This window comes from Rickettsia senegalensis, assembly GCF_056135685.1.
Genome location: NZ_JBVYTQ010000001.1, coordinates 1,237,940 through 1,251,478 on the forward strand (window position 1 = coordinate 1,237,940; position 13,539 = coordinate 1,251,478).

Here is a 13,539-nt window from a genome sequence, read left to right on the forward strand (position 1 = left end):
CAATTTTTCAAATTAAACGAGTATACTAGCATAAGTTATTTTTTTTGCAAAATATTCTTACGTACCTCTTCAGGAAATTTCTCTATTGCATAACGAACTGCGGTTCTTGGCATTTGTGATATATAACGATCCAAAAAAATCTATTAACTGTTTTTCATCTTTTTTTCTGCTTCACGTAGTATCCAACCTACTGCTTTATGCATTAAATCATGTTTATCGTTTAAGAGTAATTTTGCTATTTCAAAAGTTGTATCTAATTGATTATTTTTGATAAAATACCAAGTAGCGACCATAGCTATTCGTCTCTCCCAAAGAATTTCCGATTTTGTTAATGTAAAAAGATAGTCCTTTTCTTTATCCCATAAATAAGCTCCTACAGCGTGATGAGCTGATGCGTCCACTAAATTCCAATTATTTACGTATTTTATATTGTTTAAATAAAAATTATAAAAACTCTTTATCTTGTGCTTTCTGATATTGCATAATCAAAATAGCTAACGCTAAAAATCTTTCTTCATTAAATTCTGAAGTAATAAGTCTGCTTAAACCCCCCCATCTAAATTATAATAACTTTTAGCTATTTTACGTAAAGTCGGCACAGTAACACCAATAAATTTATCATGCTCGCCATACTCTCCTTCATTAGTTTTAAAGAACATCGTCCTACGTTCTAAAGGAATAGTAGAATTCTCAAGTAAAATATTTCTAATTTGTTGTAAATTTTCTTTCATGTTCAATAAGCCATTTTTACGATGTAATCCTCCGCCATATCCTCCAAGTTCGCCATTGCTATTAATAATACGATGGCAAAGAACAATTATTGCTAACTGATTCATGCCGTTAGCATTTGCAATAGCTCTATAAGAAGTAGGTTTGCCCAAAACTTAAGCCTGATTTAAATAACTTCGTGTTTTGCTGTAAGGTATATTAATTAACTCTTGCCAAACCATTTTTTGAAATGGGCTCCCTAAAAGATATATAGGTGTATTAAATTTTTGCAAAGTACCGTTAAAGTACAATTTAAGCTCCTCTTCAATCATTAAAATCGGTTTAGTACTTCCAGGAATAATAGCAGATTTCGTCTTAATTCTTAGCCTTTCAATTTCCAGCTCTAAACCTCTTCTATCAACAAATTCTAATAAGTAAAGTAGCTTTTCATCACTAATTGCAATCATAGCCCCAAGTGTGGTATCTAACCAAGCAGCTTTTAAAATATTTAAATGCTTATTAAGTTTTGTCGGCGGTCCGCCCATTATTTTAGAGAAAACATCTCGAAAACCGCTACTTGACTCATAACCCATATCAATTTGTGTATTAATTACTGATTCACCCATGCGAATTTGCTTCATCGCAATACCCATACGCCTTGCTCTTGCATATTCTACAAACGTCATACCAAAACGTTTTTTAAATTTGCGACGTGCTGTAGAAGCATCTACTGATAGCTCATCAAAATCACTATCTTTCCACCTCTTAGCAGGCTCAAGCTCAACAGCGTCAACAAGAGTGCGAACTAAATCTGAAGCTTCGTAAGGATGAGAAAGAGGCTTGCAACGCTGACAAGGTCTATATGAAGCATGCAAAGTTTCCTTAGCAGTTTTATAAAATTCACAATTTTCAAATTTAGGCTTTCGTGCAGAGCAAGTCGGTCTACAAAATACTCCTGTGGTTTTAACCGCTACAAAAAAAGATATTTTCATATCTATCATCTTTATTAATTAATGCCTGATAATATTCTTGCCTTTGAATCTCATTAATTTGAAGCTCATTAAACATATTAATTTATCCTATAATATAAATTTATAATTATATTATACGAACTTCTTAAAACCACTGTAACCGAAATTCAGGCATTGATTTTTTATTTAATAATTCTGTCTCTCATGTTCAATAAGCCATTTTTTACGATCTAGCCCTGAGCCGTAGCCCCCAAGCTCGCCGTTATTATTGATGATGCGGTGGCAGGGAATAATTATAGCGAATTTATTTGCTCCGTTAGCATTTGCAACGGCTCTATAAGATCTTTCTCTACCTATTAATTTAGCTTGAGTAAAGTAACTTCTTGTTTCACCGTAAGGTACATTCATTAGCTCTTGCCATACTAATTTTTGAAATTCGCTTCCTAAAAGATATATAGAAGTATTAAATTTTTGCAAAGTACCGTTAAAGTACAATTTTAACTCCTCTTCAATTGATAGAATAGGTTTAGTGCGATCTTCCGTAATAGCTGATTTTGTTTTAGCTTTAAGTCTTTTAATTTTATGCTCTAACCCTTTACTTTCAGCAAAATCGAGTAAATAAAGCCTCTCTTCATCACTAATTACCAGCATTGAACCAAGAGGCGTATCAAGCCAAGCGGATTTTAAACTCATTTGTTAACCTAAATATAATTTCTTAGTATTATAATATTGATTTTTTATTTACAATTTTAATATTTTAATACAACAATTTATAGGTAATTATTATGAAAAAAGCTCATGTTTTTAAATATTCTCAGGTAATTAAAACGGATAGAATAGCAACTATAACTCAATTTAGCCAACACTCTTCTATAGAACCCAAAAATGTTGGAACTATAGCTATAAATATAATGGACTGAGAAATCAAGACAAAAAATAATCAAATTCGTTTCCTATTTTTATTATATTGTTAAGCAGCTAATTGATAATAATTTTGCGTATAATTCAGATAAACATCCATAGGTTTTTTGTAACCAATACCCGAATGAAATCTTTGATAATTATACTTATACAGATAATTATCAATACCTATCCTCAGTTCTTTAATATTTTTAAAATCATTAATAAATATACAGTTATATTTTATAGTCCTAAAAAATCTCTCTATTACGATATTATCAATACTTCGACCTTTTCCATTCATTGAGATTTGAATATTATTATCTTTTAGTATCTGTATATGGTCATGACTAGTATATTGACTACCCTGATCACTATTAAATATCTTTGGAGCATTATATTTATTAAGGGCATCCTTCAAGACATCAGTAACAAGAGTTGCATCCATAGAATTGGATAATTTATAACTTAATATAGCTTTGCTATGCCAGTCTATAATAGCCGCCATATACATAAAGCCATCATGAGTTCTAATGTAAGTAATGTCACCACTCCAAACCTCATTGACATTAGGTACATGTACTGTTTTTGTTGTTCTAGATTTAGTCCAATATTGATCAAGTAAATTGCGCTCCACCTTCCTCATGTAAAAACATATTCATCTGTGCTAATGCCCATGTTGCATTATTCATTTCTTGACCATAAAGTGCATAATTATGTTTATTTAGCTGTTTATTCTTTTTTGCTTCCTCCATTACCTCTTTAGCTGCTCGAATTAAAAGCGAATCTGAACCGCAAGCCGGATCACAAATTATGTTGCCGGGCTTTGGAGCAGTAGGCTTTGCAAGTAAAGTTGATACGGCAGTAGGAGTATAAAATTCACCGGCTTTTTTGCCTGCATCTGAAGCAAAGCGTGATATTAGATAAATATAACATTCGCCTATAATATCTTCACTGGCTCTGTCAGGACTTAAATCTAATTCCGGCCTATTAAAATCTTCTAATAGCAATTTTAAACGACGAATTCGTTCTTTGGTCTTACCTAAATTAGACTCCGAGTTAAAATCGATATTACGGAATGCTCCTTCTAATTTAGTAAAATTCTTCTCTTCTATTTGATCTCAAGCTTTATTTATAAGTTCACCGATATTATTTTCATTTCGTTTTATAAATATATCATAAAAATTTGCATTTTCCGGTATTACAAATTGTTCTCGTTCTAATTGCTGTTCAATTCTTGAAGGCTCGTTTTTATATTTTTCTTTATATTTTTTTGAACGTACTAGCCAAACATCTGAAATATATTTAAAGAATAGCATTACTAATATGTAATCTTTATAATTTGCTGCATCTTATCACGCCTCGAAAAGTATCACAAGCAACCCAAGCAGCACTATTTATTTGATTTTGTTTTACTTGATCAGTCATATCTTTGATTTGATTTATTTTATCTAGTGATAGATTATGTAGGTTAAAAACTGAAAAGCAAACAATCTAGTTTTCATAAAATAGATGGCAGCAATTACTTTTTCAACTATTATATTTGTTTATAGTTTAAAATTAATGATAAAATATTTATTTATGAATAAAAAACTAGTTTATTTGTAGCATATGAATTTTTAAAGAAATTTAAGGAAGGTTAGAAAATCTGAAGATATTTGGTGGAGGCAAGTAAACGATTTGCCAGTGTAGAAGTCAAGATTTAATCTTACAGACATTATAAAAATTATATCTGAATGTCTGATAAGTTATGACTGTCAGATGAGTATTCAAGATATAAGATTTCGTTATTCTTTTCAACAGCTAACTTTTTACTATCCATAAAAGTCTGCATAGGTGTTTTTCCATAGCAATATTTACCGGAATGCGGTCTTTCATTATTATAATATTCTAGCCAAATATCAAGATCTAGTTGTAGATCATCAAGATCAGTATAGATCTTTTTACGCATAGCAGTATCAAAGAATTCTTGTTTCATAGTTTTATTAAAACGTTCACACATACCATTTGTTTGAGGAGAATATGCTTTAGTAGTAGTATGCTCAATACCCTCAATGCTTAAGAACAATTCAAAAGCATGATGTTCTATATTACCTTTATACTCACCACCTCTATCAGTTAAAATACGAAGTACTGGTATTTGCTGACTCTCATACCATGGTAACACTCTATCATTAAGCATGTCAGCAGCGGTAAGTGCTGTTTTATCAGTATATAGTTTAGCCTCTGCAACCCGAGTGTAACTATCAATAAACACTTGAGAATATACCTTGCCTATGCCTTTAAAATTACCTACATAATATGTGTCTTGGCATCCTAGATAACCTGGATGCTGTGTATCAATCTCACCATGAGCTTCTTTCTCGCTACGCCGTTTCTCTAATACTTGTAACTGAGCTTCGGTAAGAACAATACCATCCTGAGCCATTTTGGCTTCTAATGCTTTAAGTCTTTTATTGATATTATTTAAATCATTACGTAGCCAAATAGATCTAACTCCTCCAGGTGATACAAGAATACCAGTCTTTTTAAGCTCATTTGATACTCGCAGCTGACCATAAGCGGGGTATTCTATTGCCATATCTAATACTGCTCTCTCTACGGCAGGATCAACTCTATTCGCTATAATTGGCTTCTTCCGACTAATCTCATATAATGCTTCTTCTCCTCCTGTTTCATATAACTCTTTAAACCTATAATAACTGTCTCTACTGTAACCCATAGCTTTATATGCTGACGATATACTACCAAGACTCCTAGCTAATTCTAGTAATCCTATTTTTGGCTTTATTATTTTTTGATTTAGATTCATCTCTAATCCTCCATTTAATATTATCTTAATTTTACTAAATGTAAGATTAAATCTCAACTATTACACCTAAACGACGATAGTTTTTTATGCAACAAAATTTACAAGCAGCATAAGAATTTATTCTACTAAAAACTGTTAGTTATCACCACCTAACAAGCTAATACTATCATTTATATTTGCACTTACTTTCAAGCTACTTGCTTGCATCCGAATCTAAAACTCTGTTATCGCCTTGAAAGTCAACTAATTTAGATTAGCCTTGATTCAATCTAGGCTTAAGCCTATTTACCTAATTAATTCCATAGTTGCTTATTAAAAATTTTTATGCTTATTTTATGCTTAATTGTAATTAAATAATTTTTTAATCTACGATAAAGTGCAATAATCATTACCTGTAGTCTTAACTTCTTCTATTTTATTTATTTCCTCTGAATTTTCATCAGGTAAGCACAATATAGTTGTTTCATTAATTGAATTAATATTTTTATATATATAAGAAAGAGTAAAAGGGTAAGCTTTTGTAAAGTCACATACTTTTTTTAACTTGGTTTCAATATCACTAACCTGTTGCTCCCTTAAATACTCTTTTAATAATTGTTTATCAGCTATGCGATAAAAGTTTAAAGCCATAAAATTTTTAAGGTTAAAAGTTATATTTTCATTATCAATAGAAAAAAGATTATTTATAAATAATGATAATTTCCTTACATATTCTTTATTACGATCAATTAGTGGTTTAATTTTCTTTGTTTCTTCGTATAAAATTTCTTCGTAGCAGTATTCAGTTCCCACTATTTCTACATACTTATCTGCTAAAAAAATTGTACAATTAGTGATAGTATAATTCGTTTGTATAGCTTGGGTAATTGCTTCTATCCCGGTATGTTCTATTAAACTCTCTTCAAGTTCAAAATGTGTTAAGGTAGTATCTGTCCTAAGAAACTTAGCAATTTCTATTGCATCTTCATCCCATAAATATTCAAGTTTAAGTTTAGTAGCACCATTCGTTAAACTTGTCGCTTCCTTGGTAAATCCTTTTTGCTTTAAAAATTCTATTAATTCTTTCATATTTCTATTATTATTAAATTCTGTAAATTTTAATATTTTGTTAAAAATAAGCTTATAGACAGATAATAAGGGGTTTTAAGAATGCAATAGAAATTTAATTAAAGGTGTAAATAAATAAATTGAGGTTGATTTAAGAAATATACAAAGTTAGTTTTTTTTGATAATATTTAAAATTCGGAATTTAAAAGAGATTTAATACAAAAATTAGACATTTTGGAACATAAAAGGAACATTCAAAGTTTTTGCTAAATTTCAAAAAGCTCTGAAACCCTTGTAGGAACTGGTGGAGACAAAGGGAATCGAACCCTTGACCCTCTGCGTGCAAAGCAGATGCTCTACCCCTGAGCTATGCCCCCGATTGTGGAGAAGGTATATTGTTTGTAAGTAATTAAGATAAGCTTTTAACTAATCCCCAAGGCAATGGCTGACCGTTACTTCCTACGACTAAATCCCCGGAAGATTCATATTCAGCAGCTAGAAAGGAATTTTGAGCAGCAATAAGCTTTACCGGTTTGATTTTCTGACCGTTATGAAAATATTCTTTAGCTTGTTCCCTAGAAGTCGGGTTATTTTTGGAAGCTGTTTTTGCTTTAGCTTTAGACATACACTATTAACTTTTTTTTAAACTTGTGAAGAATATAAAACTTTTTCCTAAACTTGTCAATAACTACCGTCTAGTATCTGCAGAAAATTGTTATTCTTCCGCTATTATTCACTTTCACCGACTAATGCTACTTTAAATTATGCTATTTCTGATACCGTTTTTCCGTCATATATACTAAACCCTACTCCTCTAAATTCTACTTTTGCGTTGGTATCAGCACCATATGATACTAACAGTTTATATATTTCATCATCCTTAATATCTTTAGAAGCATATCTAACGTTTTTAGCAACCGTATGTAACGGTGTTTCTCCGGATTTTCGGTCATGCCTCCATATTGCAGTTACGCCTATTAAAAAGCTATACGTTCAATAAGAGTACCAATAACCTTATCATGAATATCCAATGACTTGGAAAAGCAGATTGTCTTACGTGCAAGCCTCTTGCATCTCGTTCTAAGGTTCAAGTTACTTCGTTCTATCCGTTGAGTGTATTTTTTACTGATAATATGCTTTTTAGGGTCTAATAACCTAGCATAACTCCCCCATCCATCTGTATAGTAAAAAGTCACCTTGAAATTCTCTAGTTTTTCAGTAATGATTCTAATGTGCTATCACATCTTGTACCAAACGTATAAGCAACTACTTTTAACGAAATCTTATCCAAGGCATACCAAAGCCATCGTTGTCTGGATTTATTCTGTACATAAGACCATTGTTCATCTATCTCAGGAGCAATAATTACTTCTGTTGTACTGATAGAATGATTTATTGTTTTTTAATACTAGATTTTTTTAAAACACGGATAACTGTATTGATACCCACTTTTAATACTCTTACTGTATCTCTAACTCCAGAGCCGTTGATTGACATTTCTACTATTTGCTCCTTAACTCCAGGCTTAGATGCATTATTAATATACTCCAATTGAAAATATCGATTACACCGCTTGCATTGATATCTCTGTTGTTTTGAAATTGAATATCCTGACTTTATTACTTCTTCTGTGTTGTTACAATATCTACACTTAACATCTATTTTTGCCATAACTCCTTAACTATAATTCTCTCTTATTACTGTTTGAGGATTATAGACTATTTACTCTAAACTGCAATACGGAGGCACGACCGATTTTTACAATCTAAAAAACTTTTACCTTTATCAAACCATTCTTCATAATAATCTTTAGCGATTTCTTTCATCTCGCTCCAAGGTAAATCTTTAGCTTCACTAAGCGTAAATTCCCCGCTATCATATAAAAGAATACCTTCTTTTCTTAATATCCGTGTAAAAATAACGCCCTATCTCCAACTGCTTATTTACCTCGTTTATTGACTCTAGAATTATAGATATCTCTGAATCATACGGGATAATCTGAGGTTTTATTACTCCTGTTTTTTCTAATCTTTTATATATATTATCTTCTAACCTTAAAGCAGTATGCCCTTTATATTTACCTTTTTTAAAATTATCAAGATATCAGTATTGCTATGGTAACCGTTAGGTAAATCACGTACCCAGTCGCCTCTAGCAAAAGAGCCATACAAAATAATCATAGTAATTTTATCCTGTGCAATATCTAAAATCTGCTGCATTATAAAATTAAGCCTAGCTTGGATCTTAAGAGAACGTTCAGGTAAGGTGGTTTTCATCTACTCATTTGCACCATGACAATATTTATATTTCTTGCCTGAACCGCACGGGCATAGCTCATTACGAGATACCCTCCCCCAGCTAGTAGGATCATCAGGGTTTCTATCTTTTGGGTCAATACGTGATACGACTGGTTTAAGGTCAGTCTCAAGGCTACTTCCTGCATTGTATTTACTAAATGCCGGATCCTCCCGACTTTCTCGCATATTTTTCTGAAGTTTTTTATGCTCAAGCGAAACATCTTCTTTTTGAATATGTTTTAAGTCGATATGGAAGTGATATACTGTTTGAATAAATAATTCTTTTAAATTATTGAGCATCTGCTCGAATAAATTAAATGCCTCTCTTTTATACTCGCTAAGAGGGTCTTTTTGAGCATAAGCTCTAAGCGATATGCCTTGTCTTAAATGATCTAAGCTATATAAATGGTCTTTCCAAACTTGATCGAGAATAGTTAGTAAAATATACTTCACGGCATTATGCATTAACTCACTACTATAAGCTTCTTCTTTTGACTTGTATATATCATGAGCCGTTTGTATAACGATTTTCGTGATTTCTTCTTCCGTTACGTCATTTTTACTGACTAAATTATGATCAAATTTCATAGAAAAGACACGATGTAATTCTACGCTTAAATTTTCTATATCCCAATCTTCTCTATAAGAGCCTACCGGCATAAAAGTTAATACTATCTTTTTAGCGAGTTCCTCAGTAGTACTATTTAAGAAACCGTGACTATCTTTAGATTTAATAATTTCAGTACGTTGCTCGTATATTATCTTACGTTGGTCATTCATTACATCATCAAAACGTAATAAATTTTTACGCATCTCGTAGTTATGGCCTTCAACTTTTTGCTGAGCTTTCTCAAGTGAACGACTAATCATCGGATGGTGGATCGCCTCTCCATCTTTCAATCCAAGTGTTCTAAGAACTCCTGATATACGATCTGATGCAAAAATACGCATCAAATCATCATCAAGAGATAGGAAAAACTTAGTCTTACCGGGATCGCCTTGTCTACCCGATCTTCCTCTTAGCTGATTATCTATCCTACGACTTTCATGCCTTTCCGTACCTATCACAAATAAACCGCCTGCTTCAATAACTTGCTTCTTTTCTTCAGCAATTTGAGTTTTTATTTCAGCTGTTTTAGCTTCGTAATTATGATCATTATCCAGCTGCTCTATTAGCATTTCAGGATTACCGCCAAGCATAATATCAGTACCTCGCCCTGCCATATTGGTTGCAATCGTTACTGCCTTAAACCTACCTGCTTGAGCAATAATAAAAGCTTCCTGCTCATGGAACTTAGCATTTAAAACTTTATGAGGAATTTTTTCTTTATTTAAAACGCTTGAAAGCTCTTCTGACTTTTCTATGCTTATCGTACCGACAAGTACAGGCTGACCACGATCGTAACAATCCTTAATTAGCTTTAAGATAGCATCATATTTTTCTTTTTTACTACCGTAAATCTCATCATCAAGGTCAAGCCTTGTAACTTTATTATGGGTTGGAACTGCAACCACATCGAGATTATATATGTCTTTTAGTTCCGGTGCTTCGGTCATAGCCGTACCGGTCATACCCGATAATTTAGGATAATTACGGAAATAATTTTGGAAAGTAATAGATGCAAGAGTTTGGTTTTCATTTTGAATTTTTACATTTTCTTTTGCTTCTAATGCTTGATGTAACCCTTCCGAATATCTCCGCCCCTCCATTACACGGCCGGTAAATTCATCGATAATCATTACCTTACCTTCACGCACTAAATAATCTACATCAATAGTAAACATATTATGAGCTCTTAAGGCTTGATTAACATAATGTACTAAAGTTAGATTCTCAAAATCATATAAACCGGAATCAGGCTTTATAAGATGTTCTTTACTTAAAAGTGATTCTATATGTGTAATACCGGTTTCCGTTAAATTGATAGTTTTTAATTTTTCATCTTTTTCAAAATCACTTATATTAAGCAGGCGTACAATTTTATCAATTTTACCGTATAATTCCGAATTATCATTCACCGGACCCGATATAATGAGCGGAGTTCTTGCTTCATCTATCAAAATCGAATCAACCTCATCGATGATAGCAAAATTAAAAGGACGAAGTACTCGCTCCTGCAAGTTATACTTCATATTATCTCTTAAATAATCGAAACCGAGTTCATTATTTGTGGCATGAGTAATATCGGCATTATAGGCGACTCGTTTTGCTTCATCAGGCATGCCGACAACAATACATCCAACCGATAAACCTAAAAAATTGTAAATTTTACCCATGGAAGTAGAATCGCGGCTTGCCAAATAATCATTGACGGTTACAACATGTACACCTTTTCCGGTTAAAGCATTTAAATAAGCAGGAAGTGTTGCAACTAAGGTCTTACCCTCACCGGTACGCATTTCGGTAATCATGCCTCTATGTAATATAAGACCGCCTATAAGCTGAACGTCAAAATGACGCATACCGCAAACTCTTCTAGCCGCTTCCCTAACTACCGCAAACGCCTCATATACTATATCGTCTAAAGTAGCTCCGTTTTTAAGCTTTTCTTTAAACTCTACAGTTTTATTCTTTAACTCCTCATCTGATAATTTTTGTATAGCAGGCTCAAGTGAGTTAATTTTTGTAATTTCAGAAAATAGTTTTTTTACAGTACGATCATTTGCAGTACCGAAAAGTTTTTTTAAAATAGAAAGCATTAAAGTCCTTATGATATTTTTAGTATTTTAGTACTTAAATATAGGTATATTTTATAAAATTATCAAATGTTATAATTTTATTTAAATGAATAATTTATTTATTGAAAGGCATTTTTTACTACAAATATTTGTAAATTATTATTAATAAATAAAATATTCTCAAATAGCTGTTGACGGTTATATATTATTTTTATAAAATTTAAGCTTATGTTTAACACAATTATGAGTCATAAATGAAAAAATTATCTGTTATATTTTTATCAGTTAGCATGCTTTCCGGTATTACTTTTGCCGATCAAGACAAAGTAGTTGCTACCTATAAAGGCGGTGAAGTAAAAGAATCGCAAATTATGAAAGAATTTAAGCCTCAGCTTAATCTTCAATCAGGTGAAACAATCAAAAATTTTAATGATTTTCCACCGCAAGATCAGGAAAAATTAATAAAAATTTATGTTAATAATCTGTTGTTAAAAGAAGAAGTTGCTAAGTCAAATATTACTTCTTCTAAAGAATTCCAAGAAAAACTTGAAAATGCAAAAAATCAATTAGCTCAACAAGAATTATTGGCAAATTATATAAAATCTAATATTACAGATAAGATGTTTGATAACGAATATAATAAATATGTCGGTAATCTTAAAGGTAAAGAGCAAATAAAAGTTGCTCATATTTTAGTTAAATCCCAAAAAGAAGCTAACGATATAAAGACCAAATTAAGCAAAGGTGGAAATTTCACTAAGCTTGCAGAAGAATCATCTCTTGATAAAGCTTCAGCTTCAAACGGCGGAGTTATAGGTTACATTCTATTAAATCAACCTGGACAGTTAGTACCGGAATTTGAGAAGAAAGCTTTTGCTTTAAAAGTAAATGAAGTTTCAACTCCTGTAAAAACCGATTTCGGTTGGCATATTATCAAAGTGCTTGAAAAAAAACCTGCGCCTATTCCAACAAAGGAAGAAGCAAAAGTAACTATTGATAATATATTAGCTGCAGAAGTACTAAAGAAATATATTTCTGATTTAGAAGCTAAAGCCGATTTAAAAATTATGTTACCCAAAGCAGACAACAAAGCCGGAGCGTGATTTATATTTCGCTAGAGCGGACATTCCCCGCATACCAAGTCGTCATTGCGAGGAAAAACTGTAAGTTTTGACGAAGCAATCTCAGGAGTTTGTGTTATTACTTCATGAGATTGCCACATCGCTTCGCTCCTCGCAATGACGGTTTGGGTATCCACGCAACAATACCGCAGAAATGACACTATAACTTCCCCTCGACTACAGCAAATGCTACACATATAGGGTAATCATCAGAAAGAGACAGGTGAATATTAAAAGGTGGGAGTTTTTTTGTATAGTTTGAACTCACTTCTACTATAGGCTTGCCCAAATTATCATTTAGTATAGTAATATCTTTTAAATTTATACCTTGACCTATACCGATTCCAAAGGCTTTACTTACAGCTTCTTTAGCAGCAAAACGCTTTGCTAAAAATACAGCATGACTTGTTTTGTCCAATAAACTAAACTGCGCTAACTCCTTCGAAGTTAGAATTTTTTGAGCAAAAAGTTCTGGATATAAATGTAATATTTTTTCGATTCTAGGAATTTGTACTATATCAGTACCGACACCGATAAACATTTACTTATCTTCAAAATCATCACCGGTCTCATCAATAAAAATTTGATCATCTAAATCAGAGTAATCTTCCGTTATACAAACCTCAGGTAAATACTCAAATTTTTCTTCTATATCTTCTGATTCATCCTGATTAACAATTGGCTCTATCATAGTTTTTGTACGCAGACTATTTATTAGGTCTTGTTCTAACTGTTCTACCGATACTTTTCCGGCAGCAATTCTACGTAATGAGATAACAGGAGGTTTATCACGCTTTTCTTTTTTGATTTGATTAGTTTCTACTTTATAATTTAATAATTTAGCATATCTTGTTGCTAGTACAACAAGCCGAAACCTATCCGGTATAATTTTATTACAATCTTCTGCTGTAATTCTTGCCATAATTTTCTCCGTTAAAAATAGTACACTACAAATAAATAAGAACTGAGTATACGAAGATCAACTTCAAAAAGAGCAAGGAGCT

13 protein-coding genes, 1 tRNA gene and 5 pseudogenes are annotated in these 13,539 nt (G+C 32.0%); 1 reads left to right on the top strand and 18 read right to left on the bottom strand.

Translation table 11 applies throughout. The features are described from left to right. Positions 1–143 precede the first annotated feature (143 nt). The 16 genes and pseudogenes from AC0ODJ_RS06800 to secA all read right to left on the bottom strand — a co-directional run bounded on the left by AC0ODJ_RS06800 (position 144) and on the right by secA (position 11,435). A complete protein-coding gene (locus tag AC0ODJ_RS06800) occupies positions 144–476 on the bottom strand; it encodes a DNA alkylation repair protein (RefSeq protein WP_474465830.1) in 333 nt (110 codons plus the stop codon). 66 nt (positions 477–542) lie between these two features. Next, the gene (locus AC0ODJ_RS06805) at positions 543–731 is read right to left on the bottom strand and encodes a DNA alkylation repair protein (RefSeq protein WP_218460070.1); all 189 of its coding nucleotides are present in this window, start codon (positions 729–731) and stop codon (positions 543–545) included. After that, positions 706–1,253: pseudogene (locus AC0ODJ_RS06810) on the bottom strand (methylated-DNA--[protein]-cysteine S-methyltransferase). The gene AC0ODJ_RS06805 and the pseudogene AC0ODJ_RS06810 overlap by 26 nt, the downstream one beginning before the upstream one ends. Before the next feature lie 30 nt (positions 1,254–1,283). Then, positions 1,284–1,709 (bottom strand): annotated as a pseudogene (locus AC0ODJ_RS06815) (Ada metal-binding domain-containing protein); the annotation flags it as partial. Between the two features lie 156 nt (positions 1,710–1,865). Then, positions 1,866–2,372 (bottom strand): methylated-DNA--[protein]-cysteine S-methyltransferase, encoded by a 507-nt coding sequence (locus AC0ODJ_RS06820; RefSeq protein ID WP_474465487.1) that lies wholly within the window; start codon positions 2,370–2,372, stop codon positions 1,866–1,868. Between the two features lie 277 nt (positions 2,373–2,649). Beyond that, positions 2,650–3,168 (bottom strand): annotated as a pseudogene (locus AC0ODJ_RS06825) (IS3 family transposase); the annotation flags it as partial. Between the two features lie 28 nt (positions 3,169–3,196). Further along, complete coding sequence (locus AC0ODJ_RS06830) at positions 3,197–3,589, bottom strand: HsdM family class I SAM-dependent methyltransferase (RefSeq protein ID WP_218460631.1); 393 nt, start codon at positions 3,587–3,589, stop codon at positions 3,197–3,199. Positions 3,590–3,700: 111 nt separating this feature from the next. After that, on the bottom strand, positions 3,701–3,898 hold the full coding sequence (locus AC0ODJ_RS06835; RefSeq protein WP_256621356.1) for a type I restriction-modification system subunit M N-terminal domain-containing protein: 198 nt from the start codon (positions 3,896–3,898) through the stop codon (positions 3,701–3,703). A 407-nt stretch (positions 3,899–4,305) separates the two neighbouring features. Further along, complete coding sequence (locus AC0ODJ_RS06840) at positions 4,306–5,391, bottom strand: IS481 family transposase (RefSeq protein ID WP_121834048.1); 1,086 nt, start codon at positions 5,389–5,391, stop codon at positions 4,306–4,308. A 366-nt stretch (positions 5,392–5,757) separates the two neighbouring features. Further along, on the bottom strand, positions 5,758–6,459 hold the full coding sequence (locus AC0ODJ_RS06845; protein ID WP_218459765.1) for a hypothetical protein: 702 nt from the start codon (positions 6,457–6,459) through the stop codon (positions 5,758–5,760). Between the two features lie 281 nt (positions 6,460–6,740). Further along, positions 6,741–6,815 (bottom strand) — tRNA-Ala (locus AC0ODJ_RS06850). A gap of 32 nt (positions 6,816–6,847) precedes the next feature. After that, positions 6,848–7,063, bottom strand: coding sequence for a hypothetical protein (locus AC0ODJ_RS06855; protein WP_014412567.1), 216 nt, complete (start codon positions 7,061–7,063; stop codon positions 6,848–6,850). A gap of 137 nt (positions 7,064–7,200) precedes the next feature. Beyond that, on the bottom strand, positions 7,201–7,401 hold the full coding sequence (locus AC0ODJ_RS06860; protein ID WP_474465832.1) for an ankyrin repeat domain-containing protein: 201 nt from the start codon (positions 7,399–7,401) through the stop codon (positions 7,201–7,203). Between the two features lie 14 nt (positions 7,402–7,415). After that, positions 7,416–8,109: pseudogene (locus AC0ODJ_RS06865) on the bottom strand (IS1 family transposase). A gap of 86 nt (positions 8,110–8,195) precedes the next feature. Next, positions 8,196–8,714: pseudogene (locus tag AC0ODJ_RS06870) on the bottom strand (nucleotidyltransferase); the annotation flags it as partial. Then, complete coding sequence (gene secA, locus AC0ODJ_RS06875; protein ID WP_474465495.1) at positions 8,715–11,435, bottom strand: preprotein translocase subunit SecA; 2,721 nt, start codon at positions 11,433–11,435, stop codon at positions 8,715–8,717. A 233-nt stretch (positions 11,436–11,668) separates the two neighbouring features. Here secA and AC0ODJ_RS06880 point away from each other — a divergent pair, with 233 nt between their 5' ends. Then, entirely contained in the window at positions 11,669–12,517 is an 849-nt protein-coding gene (locus tag AC0ODJ_RS06880) for a foldase protein PrsA (protein WP_218460636.1), read from the top strand. 178 nt (positions 12,518–12,695) lie between these two features. Here AC0ODJ_RS06880 and acpS read toward each other — a convergent pair whose 3' ends face one another. Both acpS and rpoZ read right to left on the bottom strand, forming a co-directional pair. Continuing rightward, the gene (gene acpS / locus AC0ODJ_RS06885) at positions 12,696–13,076 is read right to left on the bottom strand and encodes a holo-ACP synthase (RefSeq protein WP_218460634.1); all 381 of its coding nucleotides are present in this window, start codon (positions 13,074–13,076) and stop codon (positions 12,696–12,698) included. Continuing rightward, positions 13,077–13,457, bottom strand: a complete 381-nt coding sequence (gene rpoZ, locus AC0ODJ_RS06890; protein WP_011271267.1) for a DNA-directed RNA polymerase subunit omega — start codon at positions 13,455–13,457, stop codon at positions 13,077–13,079. Positions 13,458–13,539 lie beyond the last annotated feature (82 nt).